The organism is Corynebacterium sp. HMSC055G02 (genome assembly GCF_001809065.1).
Lineage (GTDB): Bacteria > Actinomycetota > Actinomycetes > Mycobacteriales > Mycobacteriaceae > Corynebacterium > Corynebacterium jeikeium_D.
This window is the reverse complement of the sequence record NZ_KV795648.1, coordinates 25,099-44,417: the sequence shown is the minus strand read 5'-3', so window position 1 is coordinate 44,417 and position 19,319 is coordinate 25,099. Positions and strand designations below refer to the sequence as shown.

The 19,319-nt window shown below is 58.0% G+C and carries 14 protein-coding genes; 3 read left to right on the top strand and 11 right to left on the bottom strand.

Going from position 1 to position 19,319, the window contains the following annotated elements; genetic code table 11:
- Positions 1–13: 13 nt before the first annotated feature.
- Together HMPREF2547_RS10855 and HMPREF2547_RS04700 are read right to left on the bottom strand one after the other, a co-directional pair.
- Positions 14–190, bottom strand: a complete 177-nt coding sequence (locus tag HMPREF2547_RS10855; protein ID WP_005510144.1) for a hypothetical protein — start codon at positions 188–190, stop codon at positions 14–16.
- 334 nt (positions 191–524) lie between these two features.
- Positions 525–1,358 (bottom strand): DUF1266 domain-containing protein, encoded by an 834-nt coding sequence (locus HMPREF2547_RS04700; RefSeq protein WP_070604891.1) that lies wholly within the window; start codon positions 1,356–1,358, stop codon positions 525–527.
- Positions 1,359–1,488: 130 nt separating this feature from the next.
- On the opposite strand from HMPREF2547_RS04700, the gene HMPREF2547_RS04695 reads away from it, so the two are divergent.
- Positions 1,489–2,052, top strand: coding sequence for a hypothetical protein (locus HMPREF2547_RS04695; RefSeq protein ID WP_042388222.1), 564 nt, complete (start codon positions 1,489–1,491; stop codon positions 2,050–2,052).
- 257 nt (positions 2,053–2,309) lie between these two features.
- Positions 2,310–2,894: a hypothetical protein gene (locus HMPREF2547_RS04690; protein ID WP_231367153.1), complete on the top strand. Its 585-nt coding sequence runs from the start codon at positions 2,310–2,312 to the stop codon at positions 2,892–2,894.
- A gap of 123 nt (positions 2,895–3,017) precedes the next feature.
- Here the strand turns inward: HMPREF2547_RS04690 and HMPREF2547_RS04685 are convergent, their stop codons facing one another.
- Positions 3,018–5,735 (bottom strand): ATP-dependent Clp protease ATP-binding subunit, encoded by a 2,718-nt coding sequence (locus HMPREF2547_RS04685; protein ID WP_048731800.1) that lies wholly within the window; start codon positions 5,733–5,735, stop codon positions 3,018–3,020.
- Between the two features lie 159 nt (positions 5,736–5,894).
- Positions 5,895–6,167: a hypothetical protein gene (locus HMPREF2547_RS04680; protein ID WP_187401496.1), complete on the bottom strand. Its 273-nt coding sequence runs from the start codon at positions 6,165–6,167 to the stop codon at positions 5,895–5,897.
- 365 nt (positions 6,168–6,532) lie between these two features.
- On the opposite strand from HMPREF2547_RS04680, the gene HMPREF2547_RS04675 reads away from it, so the two are divergent.
- Positions 6,533–8,251 carry an AMP-binding protein gene (locus HMPREF2547_RS04675; RefSeq protein WP_016421472.1) on the top strand — a complete coding sequence of 573 codons (1,719 nt, stop codon included), beginning with the start codon at positions 6,533–6,535 and terminating at the stop codon, positions 8,249–8,251.
- Between the two features lie 112 nt (positions 8,252–8,363).
- On the opposite strand, the gene HMPREF2547_RS10895 is transcribed toward HMPREF2547_RS04675, so the two are convergent.
- The 7 genes from HMPREF2547_RS10895 to HMPREF2547_RS04640 form a co-directional block, all read right to left on the bottom strand.
- Positions 8,364–9,191, bottom strand: a complete 828-nt coding sequence (locus HMPREF2547_RS10895; RefSeq protein WP_070604885.1) for a hypothetical protein — start codon at positions 9,189–9,191, stop codon at positions 8,364–8,366.
- A 149-nt stretch (positions 9,192–9,340) separates the two neighbouring features.
- Positions 9,341–10,798 carry a purple acid phosphatase family protein gene (locus HMPREF2547_RS04665; protein WP_048731772.1) on the bottom strand — a complete coding sequence of 486 codons (1,458 nt, stop codon included), beginning with the start codon at positions 10,796–10,798 and terminating at the stop codon, positions 9,341–9,343.
- Between the two features lie 219 nt (positions 10,799–11,017).
- Complete coding sequence (locus tag HMPREF2547_RS04660) at positions 11,018–12,229, bottom strand: acyl-CoA dehydrogenase family protein (protein ID WP_016421475.1); 1,212 nt, start codon at positions 12,227–12,229, stop codon at positions 11,018–11,020.
- Positions 12,230–12,271: 42 nt separating this feature from the next.
- Positions 12,272–13,678 (bottom strand): acyl-CoA dehydrogenase family protein, encoded by a 1,407-nt coding sequence (locus HMPREF2547_RS04655; RefSeq protein WP_016421476.1) that lies wholly within the window; start codon positions 13,676–13,678, stop codon positions 12,272–12,274.
- 122 nt (positions 13,679–13,800) lie between these two features.
- Positions 13,801–15,306 carry a metallophosphoesterase family protein gene (locus HMPREF2547_RS04650; protein WP_070604882.1) on the bottom strand — a complete coding sequence of 502 codons (1,506 nt, stop codon included), beginning with the start codon at positions 15,304–15,306 and terminating at the stop codon, positions 13,801–13,803.
- Positions 15,307–15,377: 71 nt separating this feature from the next.
- Complete coding sequence (gene lysS / locus HMPREF2547_RS04645) at positions 15,378–16,910, bottom strand: lysine--tRNA ligase (protein WP_016421478.1); 1,533 nt, start codon at positions 16,908–16,910, stop codon at positions 15,378–15,380.
- Positions 16,911–16,960: 50 nt separating this feature from the next.
- On the bottom strand, positions 16,961–19,138 hold the full coding sequence (locus HMPREF2547_RS04640; RefSeq protein ID WP_048731766.1) for a PhoX family protein: 2,178 nt from the start codon (positions 19,136–19,138) through the stop codon (positions 16,961–16,963).
- Positions 19,139–19,319: the final 181 nt, after the last annotated feature.

The window sequence follows — 19,319 nt, the reverse complement described above, 5'->3', positions numbered from 1 at the left end:
CTAGCAAGTACAGCTACTTTTTCTTCCAGCGACCACGGAAGGTCAAGCCCTTGCCCAGTCGGACGGTGTAACCGCCACGGCTGTTAATGGTCACCGGACCGATACGCTTCGAACCAGAGACTCCCGAACCCGAGTAGTTCAGCCACGTGTCCTTGTCCAGGTTCTGCTTCTTGCGAAATTGGATCCCCATTTAGTTCTCTCCCTCGGAGTTATCAGATTCGGTCTCTGCCTCGGCAGTGGCCTGATCGACAGTAGCTTTGATGTCGCCAGATCCAAACGCTCAGGATACCGTCAGCACTGCCGAGAACGCCCGTCATCTTCCTCAGAATCGGCCAAGGCACCGCCCATCGGCATCAACGTTACCGACCTTGCCCCATATTGGTGAAGGTAACTTCGCCTTGCAGATGCCCCTTGAACTCGCCGTTCCTGCGCCATAGATGCCTCAATCCGTTATTTGTGACCGATTCTAATGAGCTCATGAAACCGGCCGCTGCCACGGCATCCCGAACAATGACGACAGCTAGTTAGTGCAGACCGTCTAAGGATGAGAATGGTTCCTCGGCCACGATGTCATGCAAGGGCACGCGAACCCAAGGTGAATCACTGTGTGCGAGCAACTCGGTGAGCCGTTGCGATTGGTCTTTCATCGCAGCGGCAACGTCGGGCTCACCATCACTCGCCCAGATCATTCGTCCCCACCAGAAGCTTGCGGCTACGTCAGCCCACGACACGAAGTAGCGCTGCAACGCCGCCACGGCCTTATCGGAAATCTGAAGGAACTCTTCTGGAGAGATCCATCCCAGCTCCGTTGCCGCACCACCAACGCTGTGAATTCGGATTATGTCCCATGCGCGAGTAGTGGCGGGCAATGCCGGGGCTGCTGCTTTGGCAAAGTTTTCGGAGCGCAACATCCGTACGAGGTAGCGGAACTTATGTTCTGCACCACGCGGATCCACGCCTTGGACAACAAAGAAGTCTTTCAGAAACTCGATCCGCTCCTCCATCTCTGCCTCGAGCTCGTTCTCAGAGATGTCCTTCACTGCATATGCGAGCGGTAAAAGCAGGTCATTTTCCACGTGCTGGCCACCTTCGAGCAGAGCATCAATAACCTGATACGCTTCCTGTGCACCAGTGACCCCCCAGTTTTGCTCGAGAGATGTTTTGTAGTACTTGGCCGCCCTTGCGTTGATGGCCTCAACCCCTAGCGGGGTCGCAAACGCCTTATTGCTCTTGTACACCATTCCCCAAGAGTGGCGGCGCACCTCATCTTTGCTCGGCGCCGGTTCCGGCCATGGGAACTTTGTAAGGCGGTAGATCCAAGTATCATCAAACTTTGCTGGCGTGAACGTTGAGCTCATACCCACAGAACGTACCGAGGTTTCGGGGTTGAGTCAGCGTTACTTCACACACCACCCCACACCTGGGGTGAGTTATGCCATAGCACTGAACGGCAGGCGCGGTTTTTATTGTGTTGCTAGTCTCGTGTGCATGACAGGACCCCAAATTGCATTGACCGACCGGCCAGATCTCGGTGCCGCACTTGAACGTACCGGTAATTCCGGGATTGTGCGCACTGCCGCCGTCGCTGTTGTAGAAGGTCTTGGTGTCGACGAGATTGTGCTCGAGGCCGCCGCCACGAAAGCAAGTGGGGTGGATGGTGCCGCGTTTGTCACCAACCGCAGGATCCTCGTGACCGCCGATAAGAAGGATCCATCCCATTTTGAGTTCCTTGAACTTGACAACCTGGGCAACGTCACAGTTCTGCCTTACAAGGGCGGCTGGGCCGTCGTGGCCCAGCTCTACAACACATATAAAGTGTGGAGCGGTTTCACAGAAAAGGCTGCGAAACGTGTGCAATTTGCCGCCCAGTGGGCTCTGACCGCAGGCCGAGAGGCACGAACTGAGGCCTCGCGTGCAGTGTCGTCAACTGAGCTGTTTGAGCGATGGAAAGAAAACAAGCACCGTCTCAATCGCAATAGCTTGGAAGAGTTTGCAGAGTCGATGCGCTCCCTGTACTCCGACATTGATTCACGGTGGTGGACTGAAAAATGATTCGACTTGCATACCCGGGTTCGCCCGACCGCTTAAATGGGCCAGAAGACACATCACACATCGAGCAAAACCTGGCTATTGCGCAAAATGGCTATCGCCATTACATCAAGCATGGCTCGTTACTAGAAACTGGAGCGTCTCCAGCAAATACGACGGCCGCCTCAAGGTCGAACGCCAGCGCGGGCACGACAGGTGCCCAGACCAGCGGCGCATCGAAAGGTCTCAGTGTAAAGAAGCAGCTATTACTCCTTCCCTTAGTGATAGCGGGCATCGTGGTGCTAGCGATTGCCTACGTTGCAGCTAAAGACGCGCTCTTTAGTGACAAGTCAGACGAGTCCGCTGCTCCCGCACAGTCCGCCGCTGAAGCACCTGCCGATCCCGGCGCTTCCAACGGTGGCGCCACCGGTGCCACTGGTGGGGATACCGCTGGCGGCCTCACCCCTGCCGACCACGCACCCGAACCGATTGCTAGTTTCGTGCGGGCCTGCACAGACTATGAAGTGGTGTTTAGCTACTATGGTGCGGATAGCGCCCCTGCCCCACAGGCAATGGGTACCAACTGTTCCGTGGATACTACGAAGGCACCCGACGTTGGTTACGTAGTCTTCACCGATGACCCTGCCGCCACCGCCGCCGTTCGTGACGGCAAGCCCGTCTTGGATGCCGTTGAGATTCCGGCAGAATCAACGCGCGGTTCCACATTCAAGGCGCAGAGAGTGGAGTCCCTCATCACAGTTGCGGAAATCCTCCCAGAGGACCAGGGAATCGTTGAGTACATGATCAAAAATGATGACCCCGAAGTGGCAAAGAAAGCATTGGTCGACCTCGGCGTGGCCAAGTAGAACTACAACTATCCGCGCTTTTAGGAAAGACCGCATATAGACACACTGCCGCCCCAGTTCCTCCCATAATGGAGTCGGAACTGGGGCGGCAGTGTTCGTTGGTACTGCTAGCGGCTAAACCTCTTAGAGCGACTGGCCAGCACCCGCACCAGCCGGTGGCGGGTTGTGGCCGTCGTCATCGGAGTCGACCTCTGCCTCGGCAGCGGCTTGGTCAGCAGCACCTTCGATGTCGTCGGCTTCAACGCTCAGGGTGCCGTCAGCATTTCCGAGAACGTCCTTGTCTTCCTCGGAGTCAGCCAGAGCACCGCCGTCGGCATCAACGTTACCGGCCTTGCCCTTGTTGGTGAAGGTGAACTTCGCCTTGTCGACGTCCTTGGACTCGCCATCCCAGCCTTCGACATCGATGAAGACGGTCTCGCCGAGACCAACCTCACCGTAGAGAATCTTCTCGGAGAGCTGATCCTCAATCTCGCGCTGGATCGTGCGACGCAGCGGACGGGCACCGAGCACTGGATCAAAGCCACGCTTGGCCAGCAGGTTCTTGGCGCGGTCGGAAATCTCCATGGTGATGCGCTTCTCGTCGAGCTGGTCGCTGACGCGGGCCAGCATGAGGTCGACCATCTGGACAATCTCAGCCTGGCTCAGCTGCTTGAAGACCACAATCTCGTCGATACGGTTCAGGAACTCCGGACGGAAGTGCTTCTTCAGCTCGTCGTGGACCTTGTCCTTCATCCGCTCGTACTTGCCATCTTCATCGGCCTCGCCGACACCCGAGAAGCCCATACCAACAGCCTTGGAAATGTCGCTGGTACCCAGGTTCGAGGTGAAGATCAGAACCGTGTTCTTGAAGTCCACCACTCGACCCTGCGAGTCAGTCAGACGACCGTCTTCCAGGACCTGCAGCAAGGTGTTGTAAATCTCCTTGTGGGCCTTCTCAATCTCGTCGAAAAGCACGACGGAGAACGGCTTGCGGCGCACCTTCTCGGTGAGCTGGCCGCCCTCTTCGTAGCCGACGTATCCGGGAGGAGCACCGAAGAGACGAGAAGCAGTGAAGCGGTCGTGGAACTCACCCATATCAATCTGAATGAGTGCGTCTTCCTCACCAAAGAGGAACTCGGCCAGAGCCTTCGACAGCTCGGTCTTACCAACACCGGACGGACCAGCGAAGATGAACGAACCGGACGGACGCTTCGGGTCCTTCAGGCCAGCACGGGTACGACGAATAGCGCGGGAGACAGCACTGACAGCCTCTTCCTGACCGATGATGCGCTTGTGCAGCTCATCCTCCATGCGCAGCAGACGCGAGGACTCTTCCTCGGTGAGCTTGAACACCGGAATGCCAGTCCAGGAAGCCAGGACCTCCGCAATCTGTTCCTCGCCAATCTCAGCGATGGTGTCGGACTCGCCCGCACGCCACTTCTTCTCGCGCTCGCGGCGCTCTTCGCCCAGCTTGCGCTCCTTGTCGCGCAGACCAGCTGCCTTCTCGAAGTCCTGCTCGTCGATGGCGGCTTCCTTCTGGCGGCGCACATCGGCAATCTTGGAGTCGATCTCCTGCAGGTCAGCCGGGGCAGTCATGCGCTTGATGCGCATACGAGCACCGGCCTCGTCAATAAGGTCAACAGCCTTATCCGGCAGGAAGCGGTCGTTGATGTAACGATCCGAGAGGGTAGCTGCCGCAACCAGCGCCTTGTCCGAGATGGATACGCGGTGGTGAGCCTCGTACTTATCGCGAACACCACGCAGAATCTCGATAGTGAGATCCACGCTCGGCTCCGGCACGTTCACCGGCTGGAAACGACGCTCGAGAGCGGCGTCCTTCTCGATGTGCTTACGGTACTCATCCAAAGTGGTAGCACCGATGGTCTGCAGCTCACCGCGAGCCAGCTTCGGCTTCAGAATCGAGGCCGCGTCAATTGCGCCCTCTGCAGCACCGGCACCGACCAGCGTGTGAATCTCGTCAATAAACAGAATGATGTCACCGCGCTGGTTAATCTCCTTGAGCACCTTCTTCAGACGCTCCTCGAAGTCACCGCGGTAACGGGAACCCGCAACCAGGGAACCCAGGTCGAGGGAGTAAAGCTGCTTATCCTTCAGTGTCTCCGGCACACGGCCGTTGACGATGTCCAGCGCGAGGCCTTCCACAACGGCGGTCTTACCAACGCCCGGCTCGCCAATCAGCACAGGATTGTTCTTGGTACGGCGAGAAAGAACCTGCATAATGCGCTCGATTTCCTTCTCACGGCCAATGACCGGATCCAGCTTGCCCTCACGTGCAGCCACGGTCAGGTTACGACCGAACTGATCGAGCACCAGCGAACCGGACTGGTGGTTACCCTCCTGCACACGAGCGCCGGAAGTAGCACCGACTGGACGCTGCTCCGGAGAACCATCGGACTCATCGCCCTGGAAACCGCTGAGCAGCTGAATAACCTGCTGACGTACGCGCGGCAGGTCAGCGCCGAGCTTAACCAGTACCTGAGCGGCAACACCTTCGCCCTCACGAATCAGTCCAAGCAGCAGGTGCTCAGTACCGATGTACTTGTGACCCAGCTGCAGAGCCTCGCGCAGAGAGTACTCCAGCACCTTCTTTGCACGCGGAGTAAACGGCACGTGACCGCTCGGCGGCTGGGAGCCACGACCAATAATGTCGACTACCTCAGAGCGCACAGCATCCAGGGAAATGCCCATGGACTCGAGCGCCTTGGCAGCCACACCGTCGCCTTCACTAATCAGGCCGAGCAGGATGTGCTCCGTGCCGATGTAATTGTGATTGAGCTCGCGTGCCTCATCCTGTGCCAGGACGACAACGCGACGTGCTCGGTCCGTAAACCTCTCGAACATCACTGCCCTTTCAAGTGTCTATTTTTGCCGTAATTCAATAAAGGTTGTTTCACCTAGCTTAAACGCGACGCGTCGCAGATTAATCCCTATAGCCGTACGCCAATAGCGAACAGTCTGGTCAAGAGAGGTACAACGGCAGTTTCATCCTGGAACGGACACCTAGTTGTTCACGCGGTCGTCGTGGCCGTCATCCCGGTCGTCGTCATCATCGTCGTGGTCATCATCATGATCGTCGTCATCGCGATCATTGCGATTGTCGTCCACACTCTCGGTCGAAGTCACCGTAGTGGTCTCGTCAGGTGCCGGATCGACGTCATCGCTATCGCCACATGCTGCAAGACCGAAAGCCGCACCGGTTGCGGCTGCTCCGACCACGGCAACTCGGGCTGCCGAAATGCGTAGGAAAGTTTGACTCTTGAGAGTGGACTTCATGGGTTCCCCTAGGACATATCGAATGGCTTCACCCTCCGCTACGGCGACGAGGGCGAAGTTGAATTGGAACATCTCTCAAGAACTTTTTCTAGAGAAATTACCTCAAAACGGAGCCTCTAAGTGCGGCGACAACATCGCTCGAGATAAAAAAGCCCCACACCTTTGAACGTATTCCCTAGTCACGCAACATATCTTCACAATCATTCGTTTCTGATAAAAAAATTTTGCAAAAAGCTACACAAAAGTGACCTAGGACACTTATTCTTACTGTAAAAGAAACTAAATCGGCGGTCCTACCGATGAGGTTTCGCCTGATTAGGCCTCTCCGAAGACCACAGGACATGAACCACGGAAGATGAGTGACTATGACATCTGATCCACAGACCTCGATTCTCAATAAGGTGCGCAAAGCTTCGCGAGCTACCTCGGACCTCGTTCTCGGTCTCGCACCGGTGACGCAAGCTGGTGTCCTCGGCTCGATGGGACCCGGCGCGGCTGGTAAGGCATTAAATTCCATCTACCGCTGGGACTTCCTGCCAGCTGGTCTCCTCGGCATCGCAGCCGGCCGCGATCCGCACCACACCGCGATTATTGATGACGGCGGCTCGCTGACCTACGAGGAGCTGCACGAGCGCTCCACTGCCCTGGCGCGGGCACTCCGCCACGGCGATATTCAGCAGCGCAACCGCATCGGTGTGCTGGCTCGCAATCACCGCGGTTTCATTATGGCTCTGTGCGCCCACGGTCGCCTCGGCACCGACCTGGTGCTGCTCAATACTGGCGCCGCTGCCGAGCAGACTCTAGCTGTAATTCGCGAGCAGAAGATTGACTTCCTGTTCATTGATGAGGAATTCACTCACATGCTGCCGGAGGACTTCGATGAATGCCCGGTCGCAGTGTCGTGGTTTGAAAACTACGGTGATACCTCCTGTGTTCGCGAGGGCTGGACCTCCATGCAGGAGATGCTGAAGACTGCACCGCCGGCAAAGTGGCCGACCGCCGAGCTGCCAAGCCGCCCGCGCCGTGGCCGCGTTATTATTCTGACTTCCGGAACCACCGGCACTCCAAAGGGTGCCAAGCGTCCGGAGCCGCGCAGCTGGATGCCGGCATCTTCCATCATGAGTCGAATTCCGCTGCGTCAGCGCCGCCCGGCTTACCTTGCGGCTCCGCTGTTCCACACTTGGGGCTTCGCAACCGCACAGCTGTGCATCGCACTGCGTTCCACCATGATTATGCGCCGCAAGTTCGATCCAGCCGACAGCCTCCGCATTATCGAACAGCACTCTCCGCACACCATCTTCCTGGTGCCGACCATGCTGCAGCGCATGATTGAGATTCTCCCAGACAACTACGACATCGGCGCGACATCACTGAAGGTCATCGCATCCTGTGGTTCGGCCATTCCGGAGGGAATTGTCACCAAGACCCTCGAGCGCTTCGGACCGGTTCTCTACAACCAGTACGGCTCCACCGAGGTCAGCTGGGCAACCATTGCTACCCCGGATGAGCTCAAGGCAAATCCGACCACGGCAGGTCGCGCACCGCTGGGCACTCGTGTCCAGATTCTCGACGAAGACGGCAACCGCGTCGCCGACGGCGAGACCGGTCGTATCTTCGTGGGCAACAACATGCTATACGAGGGCTACACCCGCCCGGGTGCGGACAAGCAGGTCATCGACGGCATGGTCTGCACCGGTGACCTGGGTCGAATGGAAAACGGCCTGCTCTACATCTCCGGTCGCGAGGACGACATGATTGTCTCCGGCGGTGAGAACGTCTTCCCACGTCAGACCGAAGATGCACTCAGCCAGCTCGAAGGCATCCGCGAGTGCGCAGTCGCAGGTGTTCCGGATGAGCGCTTCGGTCAGGCTCTGGTCGCCTGGGTTGTCCGCGACGATTCACCTGAGGGCCGCGCCCTGACTAATGAGCAGATTCGCACATACGTCAAGCAGCGCCTCAGCCGCTTCGCTGTTCCGCGTGAGACCGTGTTCCTCGATGAACTGCCACGCAACGCAGTCGGCAAGGTGGTTCCTCGCCACCTGCCGAAGCCGTGGGAGAATGCCGCCGAGGAGAAGGCTGCTTAGGGCGCAGGGACCGTCGTAAAGCGAACGGCAGACACGAAAAGGACGCGGTACAAACTTCCATTGTGGAAGTTACCGCGTCCTTTTTGCGCGTCCTAGGAAGAACCAGCGCTGATTAGCCTGCGTTCAAAACACCGTAGTCCGTGACGGGTTCCCGGAAAATTTCTTCGCCATCCTGGGTCACGGTTACCGCATTCGGAGTGACGGTATACGTGTAGCCACCATTCTTTGCGACAGCACGGTTCCCGGAGAAACTATCTACTGTGTATGCATCCGGACTATCCGAAATCTCACCGAAGTCACCGATGTAATGGCGCTGCTGGCGGTTATTGGAATTCTCGCAAATCACGGCCTTACCCGACGACGTCTCCGCCAGCACACGCGCGTAATACCCACCCGAGCAGCGAGCGGTACTGCCAACCCAACCTTTGGCGTCGATATCATCGCGATCCATACCGAACGCGCGGAGACCAAAATTTCCCCTCTGCGTAGTGGTAGGAGCGCTGCTCTCCGGCTGCTTCGTCGTTTCTGGCTCGACGGTCTGGGTATAGGTTTCCGTGTGCGTCTCCACCGGCGCCGGGGACGCAGTGCTTGACGACGAGTCCCCTGCCGCAACCGTATCGGGAGACTGCGGGGAATTATCGGAGGAATTATTCAGGTAGTACGCGCCACCGATACCGGCGACCGCTGCAAGTGCGACACCGACGATGCCCAAGACCACGTACAGACCGTTGTTGCTCTTCTGCTCAGGTGCCGGAGCCTGCTGATAAGCCGGATACTGCTGGGGGTAACCGCCCTGGTTCGGCCCCTGCGTTTGGTACTGGTACTGAGGCTGGTACTGGCCTTGAGCCCCACCCTGTGGCTGCTCCCAGGCAGATGTTGCATAACCGTCCTGCTCCCAATCCTGCGGGGAGGACGAACGCGGGTTGTACTGGTCGGTCATCGCTAAATTCCTTATTACTTCAGAGCCACACTTGTGCTCGGCAATAACGTGGCGGCTTGCGGCTACGCCCCACAGCGGAACTTGCCACTACGTATTTTCCATTAACACTATGCATTGCCCAGCGTACCCTGCTTGAAGCTAGGACTAGCTCAGAGCGGCACTTTGTTCTTGAAGAAATTGACGTAGTTCCGATCGGAGATCTTTCCCAGCATAAACTCTGGCTCCAACCCGAACATCGACCAACGAGTCTTCGTTGACCAGGACAGAGACTGAGGTGTCGTAGTGCGGTGGTAGCTAATTTGGTAACCGTCAGTGTGAACTCGAATCTGTGTGTATCCACCCGGATAGCCGAGTGCCGCACCCCGCTCACAGAAGTCCGTATCCCCGTAGTCAGCGATACCACGGCGGCTGCGGTGCGTATGACCAGCGAACACGCCTTTGGCACCCGGCGTGGCGGCCAGAATCTCCTGAAAAATCTTGGCCTGCTGCGCCTCGACCATGAATGCCTCACCACCGAAATGCGAACGCACCGCATCCTGAGTAAACGGGTGATGCGCAAACAAAATTGTCGGACGCTCTGGATCGTCTGCGAGTTCGGCACGCAATGCACGCATCTGCCGCTCATTAATACGTCCACCTGCATAACCAAACTCGGCGGTATCAACACCGATGAGGCGCACTTCGCCGACGCGAGTCGACCAGTGCTGCTGCGTCGGCACAAGACGCTGGCTGAAGTAATCCGGAACCGCGGTCTTGCCTTTGCGGATTCCGCGTCCCCGGAAACCATTGATATTGGGTAGCCCGGGCGGGTGCACATCGTGATTACCACGGGTGACAAACCAGTTTTTCCCAAACTCACCGAAAGTATCCAAAACCCTGATGAGTTCGTCATACTCCTCAGGGCGGTTGCTATCCGTGCAATCGCCATTGATGACGAGAGTGTCTAACCCGGCAGCCTTTACCGTGTCCACCAGACCCTGCAATTGCATAGAGGCAAAAGGCTGCTCTCCCGGACCGGAGGAAAGACCGAGGTTGCCAATGCGAATGCCGTCATGATTGGGCTTACCAATGTGTGTGTCATTCGTCAGCGCGAACGTCGCCAAATGTGCACCCTCCAGCGCTGGCAGAGTGCTTACGACGCCTGTCTTCTCCGGTGCCGTTTTGCTCATGGTGATATTCAGCGACGGAACCGCGCGACAGTTGTGTGACCAGCACTCAAAGCGGTACTCCCGTCCCGGCTCCAACCCGTCAATGACCACATGGTGGTAGCCCGACTCTGAGTACCCCTCGTGCACGAGCTCTAACTGCGTTGAATCCGCAGGACCAAGCAGCACCCGCTCATCCGAAGGAACGGTCGGCTTAATGAAGCCATACGCTGTCTGCACTCCCGGAGCATATGTTGCCCATGTAAATGCCACTGACGTGTCTGTGACAGTGATGACCTCCAAGTCGCTAGCCAGTACCTGCCACGACTTGGAATCCGACTGGGTAAGCCCCAGACCCGACGTGACGTACTCCAGGCCGTACGCTCCCGAGGTTTTCGCGACGGCCATTGAACTTGCAGCAAGAGTTGCAACAGATAGGTAGGCCCGGCGGGAAATGCTCATGTCCAATAAGCCTAGAACCTAAAGATGAAAATTAGATGAACTCTCCCTCTAATCTCAGAAAAATAGGAACGCAACGACAAGAGACACACGGCCAAAACAGCGCAAAATAAAACACCGCCCTACCAAGTCATGGCAGGACGGTGTTTTAAGAAATGTGGCTTGAGCATCTTTGTGAGCTTTTACCGGCTCACCAGTATGTAGATTGCTCTGAAACTGTAACTACTTCAGTTCCTTGGAGGACAGGCCCAGGGTGCGGCGAGCAACGACCAGCTGCTGAATCTGCTGGGTACCTTCGAAGATGTCCAGGATCTTGACGTCGCGGGACCACTTCTCCAGCAGGTTACGCTCAGAGTAACCGAAGGTACCTGCCAGCTGAACGGCACGGAGGCAAATCTCGGTGCCTGCACGGCCGGCCTTGGCCTTACACTCGGAAGCTTCCAGAGTGTTCGGCTGCTTGTTGTCAGCCATCCACGCAGCGCGCAGAGCCAGGAGGTATGCAGCCTCCCAATCGGACTCCAGCTTCAGGTACTCAGCTGCAGCAGCGCTCTGGGTGTGTGCCGGTGCATCGTAGTCAATCTCGATGCCAGCCTCTTCCAGGATGCGACGCAGCTCTTCCAGCGAAGCACGGGAGACACCGATGGCCATACCCGCAACCAGCGGACGAGTGTTGTCGAAGGTCGCCATTGCGCCGGCGAAGGACTTCTTAACATCAATGTCCGGGGAACCCAGCAGGTTCTCCTTCGGAACGCGGACGTTGTCCAGGCGGAGCACTGCAGTATCCGAGGAACGAATACCCAGCTTCTCTTCCAGACGCTCCACGGTGAAGCCCGGAGTGCCCTTCTTCACCAGGAAGGATTTGATGGCAGCACGGCCCTTGGACTTGTCCAGGGTCGCCCACACAACGACGGAGTCGGAACGCTCACCAGCAGTGACGAAGATCTTCTCACCGTTGATGACGTACTCATCACCATCGAGCTTGGCGGTGGTGGAAACTGCGGAGGAGTCAGAACCAAAGGACGGCTCGGTAATTGCCATGGAAGCCCAGGTCTTACCGAAAGCCTCCAGCTGCTCATCAGTAGCAACAGCTGCGATGGCTGCGTTACCCAGACCCTGGTACGGCAGAGACAGGGTCAGACCCACGTCACCCCAGCAGGTCTCAATAACGTTGAGCAGCGAAGCCATGTTGCCACCGTTCTTTACACCGGTGCGCTTCGGCTTCTTATCGTCGCCACGTCCACCAGAAGCACCGGAGAAGCCACGGCCACCATCTGCCATGCCGTCCATCATGGAGGCAAGGGTGTCGAGTTCCTTCGGGTACTCGTGCTCAGCGAGATCGTACTTACGGGAAATCGGTCGGAAGATCTCAGCGGCGGCCTGATGCGACTGGGACGCGCCCGCCTTGAGGAACTTCGGCAGTTCGAGGTTAATCATTTTCTTTCCTCTTAATTCTTTTCGGCTGAAGTATCTAGCGGTTTACAGAACGACGATGCCTTCGGCGACACCAATTGCGCGGAGGTCACGGTACCAACGCTCAACCGGGTGCTCCTTGGTGAAGCCGTGTCCGCCGAGCAGCTGCACACCGTCGGAACCAATCTTCATACCCTTTTCAGTGGCGAAGGTCTTAGCCAGAGCTGCCTCGCGAGCGAAGCCGCGACCCTGGTCAGCGCGGGAAGCACCGCGGAGGGTGATCATGCGGAGACCATCGAGCTCAATCTTGATGTCGGCGACCATGAAGGCCACTGCCTGGCGGTGGGAAATCGGCTCGCCGAATGCCTGACGCTCGTTGACGTAAGGAATGACGTAGTCGAGAACTGCCTGAGAAGTACCCATTGCAAGAGCTGCCCAGCCGAGGCGGGAACGACGCAGAATGTCGAGGTATGCCTCTTCACGATCTGCAGCCGAGGTGCTAGCGCCGCCGAGAATGTTCTCAGCCGGAACCTTGACGTCCTTCAGGATGACGCGCCCCATTGCGGCACCGCGCAGACCCATGGACGGGTCAGCCTCAACGTGGAGCCCCTCAGTGTCGGACTCAACGATAACCAGAGCCGGCTTACCCTCGAGCTCAACACCGATGATGAACAGCTCAGCTGCGCCGGCGTTCGGAACGAAGGACTTAACACCGTTGAGGACCAGCGAATCGCCCTCGCGCTTTGCGGTGGTTTCAGGCTTGCGTGCGTCGAAAAGCGGGCGCGGCTCTGCGAGCACAACAGCGGCAGCCGGGACGTTCTCGCCAGCGAATGCCGGCAGGTAGGTCTTCTGCTGCGAGTCGGAGCCGTGAGCGGTCAGGGTGGCAGCGACACCGGCCGGAGCCAGCACTGCCAGAGCCAGACCCATGTCACCGTAGGACAGAGCCTCCGCGACCAGCGCGTTGGTGGTGACGTCCTCGCCGGTAGCGATGCCCTCGAAAGCCTCCGGGACGTTGATCATAGTGACGCCCAGCTCAGAAGCCTCAGAGACGAGGTTCTCCGGCGGAGTTGCCTCGTGGTCGGACTTATAAGCAACCTCGCGCAGACGAGACTCAGCGAATTCCTTAACCGTCTCGACGATCATCTGCTGATCCTCGGTCGGGGTGAGGTCGAAGAGCTTCTTTGCCTTCTCCTCGGCTGCGGCCTCCTGTGCAGCCTGGGCTTCCTCAGCCGGACGCTCCGGCTTACCGGAACCGGAAATCTTCTTAAACTGACGGTTCGCGGCACCAAGGGTCTTAAAACCGGACTTGGTGGACTGGTACACCACGCGGTCGATCTTTGGCTGAAGGTCGTACTTCTGGGCGAAGTCCGAACCAGTAATCGACGTGATGAACCGCATTGCCGCTCCGATAGCGTCGCGACCAGGGTTATTGCGGCCGACAGTCGAATCTTCGCGGTTCTTCTTCTCGCTCATGTGATCATGGCCTTTCGAGTCAGAACTATTACTGGCATAACAATAAAACAATCACGTGACCGTTGTCACAAGAATTGAAAAAACATTGCCAAGTAACAGAAAACTTTCAGGCTTCTAACTTGTCAGGCGATAACGCGGTTAACAACGTAGTTGCGATCAGAGAGCTCACCAAGCAGAGCCTCGGGCTCGAAACCGTACATCGCCCAACGGGCACGCGCAGTCCACGCAAGCGCATCTTCGCTGCTCAAACGGTGAAAGTTAACCTGGTAGCCACCGGAGTAGACATGCAGCAGTGTGTAGCCACCGGGGTATGCTTTGCACGCGCCGGTCTCCAAATAATCAACGCCGGCCCCAACATCACCGCGAGTACGCTTTGCACGGTGGGTGTGACCTGCCCCCGCGAAGAATACACCCGGAGCGTCGTTAAGCAGCTGCTGCAAACGTCGTGCATCAGCGCTGTTGAGAATGAAGGTGGGCCCGGCAGCATGTGTCCAACCAGCCTCGGAAGTAATTGGGTGATGAGCCAGCACAACCGTCGGCTTACTGGGGTCACGCTGCAATTCCCGCTCCAGTGCATCGAACTGTTCCGGGCTAATTTCGCCGCCGGACTCATCCAACTTCGATGAATCCAGCCCTATGACACGGACCGGCCCCTGCTGAGTGACCCACAGTTCCTGCCGCGGACGCCCCAGGAGAACACCGAAGGGATCGCGATGATTCTCGGTACCCTCCAAAACCGGGAATTCGTCGTAGCCAGCAGATGGATCGGCATCCGGCTTATGCGGACGATCATGATTGCCGCGGGTGACAAACCACTGCCGCTCCTGAGCACCAAAAGTATTCATAATCTCGGCAAATCGACGCACCTCCGCCGGACGTGCTTCCGACGTGGCATCACCGTTGACGAAAACCTTTTCAATCCCCATCCCCCGCAGCTCGGCGAGCGCAGCCGTCAGCATGACCTCGGGATACGGCGCGGCACCCGGTTCAGAAAAGATAGGAGCGGGGAAATCGCCGGTGATAATACCGTGCCCATTTTCGCCAATATGCGCGTCATTAAGGATGGCAATCGTGGTCAGGTACTCCCCTTCCGGAGCGACCAACGTCGTGAACTGTCCAGTTTGCTCGGGTGCATTGGGGAGGTTTCGGGTAATTAATCCCGGCTCGGCGACCAGCCCATTCGATCGACATTCGAAACGGTACGTGGTTCCAGGCCGCAGCTTATCGACGGTCACAAAGTGGTAGCCAACCTGCGCCTCGTCCTTATGCACCACGGGCAGCTCGCCGCCCTCATCAGCGCCGACTGGCACGAGCGCAACTTCAGTGTCGGCCGGTGCCAGCGGGGCCAGCTTCCCCCACGCTGGATGTGGGCCTGCATACGTCGCCCACGAAAATGTCACCGACGTATCGGTCACAGTCACGACTTCCAGGTCCGTTACCACAAGACCGCTGGTCAAACCTGTGAATGGAAACGGCGCCTGGTTCGGAGCCGCCGATGCAACTGCTCGCGTCCCGACGCTATTGACGGCCACCTCTACGGCACCCGCACTCGCTACTGCTCCCGCTGCTGCTCCCAAGCGCAATACGGATCGCCGATCAATTTTCTTATTCCCATTTACCGAATTCACGGGTGAAGAAATTACGGGATAAAAATAATCCCGGTGATAACACCGGGATAACTACACATGAATTCAGTCGCTTACGCTTCCGGCTTCACGATCGGGAACAGCACGGTTTCGCGAATGCCAAGGCCGGTCAGGGCCATCAGCAGGCGGTCAATGCCCATGCCCACACCGGTCGTCGGCGGCATGCCCTGCTCCATTGCGTGCAGGAAGTCCTCATCCAGAACCATGGCCTCGTCGTCACCGCCAGCGGCCAGTCGCGCCTGATCCTCAAAGCGCTCACGCTGGACAACCGGGTCAACCAGCTCGGAGTAGCCGGTAGCCAGCTCGAAGCCACGGACGTAAAGATCCCACTTCTCGGTCACGCCAGGCTTGGAGCGGTGCTGACGAGTCAGCGGAGAGGTCTCGACCGGGAAGTCGCGGACAAAGATAGGACCGTCGAGCTGGTCTTCACAGAGCAGCTCCCAGATTTCCTCAACCAGCTTGCCGTGGCCCCAGCCGCCCTTCTCCGGAACCTCAAGGCCAATCACATCGGCGATTGCCTTGAGCTCCTCGACGGTCGAGTCAATAGTGACTTCCGGCTGACCAGGGAACTTGCGAGCAAGTGCCTCGTTCAGCGACGGGTACATCTCAATCTGCTTCCACTCGCCGCCAAAGTCGAACTCCGTACCGTCGGCAAGCGTAACAGTCGTCGAACCGAAGACCGCGACGCAGATTTCCTGAATGACCTCGCGGACGGTGCGGGCGGAGTCATCGTAGGTGCCGAATGCCTCGTAGTACTCCAGCATCGCGAACTCCGGGCTGTGCGAGGAGTCGATACCCTCGTTGCGGAAGTTACGGTTGATCTCAAAGACTCGCTCCATACCGCCGACGACGCAGCGCTTGAGGAAAAGCTCCGGCGCGATACGCAGGTAGAGATCGATGTCCAAAGCGTTGGAATGAGTCACGAACGGACGTGCAGCTGCACCGCCGTGCAGAGTCTGCAGCATCGGGGTTTCGACCTCGAGGAAACCGCGACGCTCAAGTGCGTGGCGCAGCTCGCGGATGACCTTGATGCGAGTCAGTGCGTTAGTACGAGCCTGCTCACGCATAATCAGGTCCGTGTAGCGGTGACGCACGCGGCTGTCCTCGGACAGATCAGCGAACGACACCGGCAGCGGACGCAGAGCCTTCGAGGCCATCTGCCACTCGGTAGCCATCACAGACAACTCGCCGCGGCGCGAAGAAATTACGCGGCCAGTAATGAGGACGAAGTCGCCCATATCTACGTCCGACTTCCAAGCAGCCAGGGCGTCCTCGCCGACCTCAGCCTTGGAAAGCATGGCCTGCAGGGTCGTGCCGTCACCCTCCTGCAGAGCGGCAAAGCAGAGCTTGCCGGTGTTACGAATAAACATGACACGACCAATGACGGTCACGACATCCTGAGTCTCCTCGCCAGCCTCGAGGTGGCCCCACTCTTCACGGACATCCTTGAGAGAGTGAGTACGGGGAACCTCAACCGGGTACGGCTGAATTCCAGCCTCGAGCAGGCGGTCACGCTTCTCGCGGCGAATGCGCAGCTGCTCAGGAACGGTGGCGGTGTTTTCAGGGGTCTTCTTCGCGTCAGTCACGGCTATAAAGGTTAGCCGACTACACCGCCGACCTGCTAGTTGAGTGCCCTTTAGACGCCAATCTTCTTGCCATCAGTGCGTACAACCTGAACGACGGCCGGGCGTGGCTGCTCCTTGCCGCCGTCCGGCCAGTGCGAGGTCGGGTTGGTGGTCGGGTCCGGGTTGTCGCCGACCGGGTGACCCTGATCCGTCTCGATTTCGCCCGGGTGCTGGACGTTGACCATCACGCGGTTGGAGAAGATCTGCGGACCACAGGTCTCTGCAGCAACCGGAACAGTCAGGAAGCACTTGGTCTCACCACGACGCTCGCCTTCGACAGCCACGGCGAACAGGCCGTCGTTGGAGTCCAGGGCGTTGCCGTCGGTGGAAACCCACAGGTTGCCGTACTCGTCAAAGGCGACGTTGTCCGGGCAGGAAATTGGCGAGACCGATTCCTTGTCGAAGCCACCGAAGTAGGTGTAAGCCTCGTTCGGGTCACCACAGACCAGCAGGAGGTTCCACTTGCCCTTGGTACCGGCGTGGTCATCTTCCATCTCCAGAACAAGGCCATTCTTGTTCTCGGTGATTGGTGCGACCTCGACGGCGTCGGCAAGCGGGCGCCCTGCACCATCCTTGCGTTCCTTGCCCTTGTCGTCCTTCGCGCCAGCCTTACCGCGGTACTTGTTGTTGGTCAGCGCCGCGTAGACCTTACCGGTCTTCGGGGACGGCTCGATATCCTCCGGGCGATCCATACGGGTCGCACCGACCTTGTCACCGGCGATGCGGGTGTAGATGCAGACCTCTTCGGCGGTCATGCCATCAACGTGGGACTCGTGCTTGCCGTCTGCCTTGGCGGTCATCAGCGGAAGCCACTCAATGTCACCGTCGAAACGGCCGTCCTTCGGCAGCTCACCGGAGCCGTCAATCTCGGACTCGGAATTACCGTTGAACTTACCGACGTAGAGCGTGCCCTCGGACAGAATGCCCATGTTGTGCTTGAGGTCCCCTTCCTTAATCTTGCGGGAGGAGACGAACTTGTAGATGTACTCGAAACGCTCGTCGTCGCCGGAGTAGCACACAACCGTGCCGTCGTCGGTGACGTAGATCTGACCAGCTTCATGCTTGAAACGGCCCAGTGCGGTGTGCTTGACCGGGGTGGAGTTCGGGTCAGATGGGTCAATCTCTACCAGCCAGAAGAAGCGGTTCGGCTCATTCGGCTCCTTGGAGACATCGAAGCGGTCGTAGTACTTCTCCCACGCGCGGTCGGACAGCTCTTCATTCTTGACCGAGTAGCGCTTGAGCTTCTTAACTGCGTCCTCGTCCTTGAGCTTGCCAACGTTGCCGAAGTACTGGTCAACGTTCTCCTCACCGGACAGGTAGGTACCCCACGGAGTAACACCACCGGAGCAGTTGTTCAAAGTTCCCTCGACCTTCATACCGGTCGGGTCAGCCTTGGTCTTCAGCAGATCGTGACCAGCAGCCGGGCCGTCAACTGTGAATTCGGTGAAGCCAGTGATGCGACGGTTACGCTTGTCGCTGAGAATTGGCTTCAGGAATCCCTTGTCATCCTCTTCCACAGCAAGGATGGTCTGGCCGTGGGCAGCCAGTCCGATGTCGACCTGCTCCTTAGTGGCATCTTCTTTCTTGTAGGCACGGAACATCATCGGCTCGGTGGTGTACTCGTGCGAGCAAACGTACAGCAGTGTGCCGTCTTCAGCCTTAATCAGGCCAGCGAAGTCATTGTTGAAGCCGAACTGCTTCAGCTGGTTTTCCGGAGTCTGCTTGTCAAAGTCGAACTCCGGGCCACCCTCGTGGATTGGGTCGCCCCAGCGAATCAGAACATTCTGCTCGTAGCCGTCCGGGATAACGACTGCGTCTTCCGTGTTCGGCTTGACGGCTTCGAAACGCATACCCTCCGGCGATTCGTCCTTGCTACCGTCACCGGCAGCAGCGGTACCGGAGGCGTCGGAGCCACCTGCGGCGCTGCCCGAATCATCAGAGGAGCAAGCGGCCAGCACGGCGCCACCGCCGACCGCAAGAGCACTAGCACCAGTGACCTTCAGTGCCGCGCGACGGGAGAATGCGCGCTGGGAGAACGCCTCCTTCGCAACATCACCGAAGTACTGGTTGTCCGAGAACTCGTTCGGAGCATCGTCAGCACAGGCATTACCACACTTGTAAGTGCAGGTCAGAGAGCTGCGAGAGGTAGCAAAAGGATTTGTCAGCAGATTCTTGCCAATACGAACCACGGGGAGACCGCCTTTGTATAGCTTCGACTAGGTGAGGAAATGGAAAACTAAAACTTTTAGATCCTCTAAGAAGCTAAGGACGTTGCGTTACCTTTCGGTTTCTAAAAATCAACTCGCCAATGAGCTTTAGCTGACGGTCTAATGACTTGCGCTTTAACGCAAAGTGAACACCCTGGTGTTG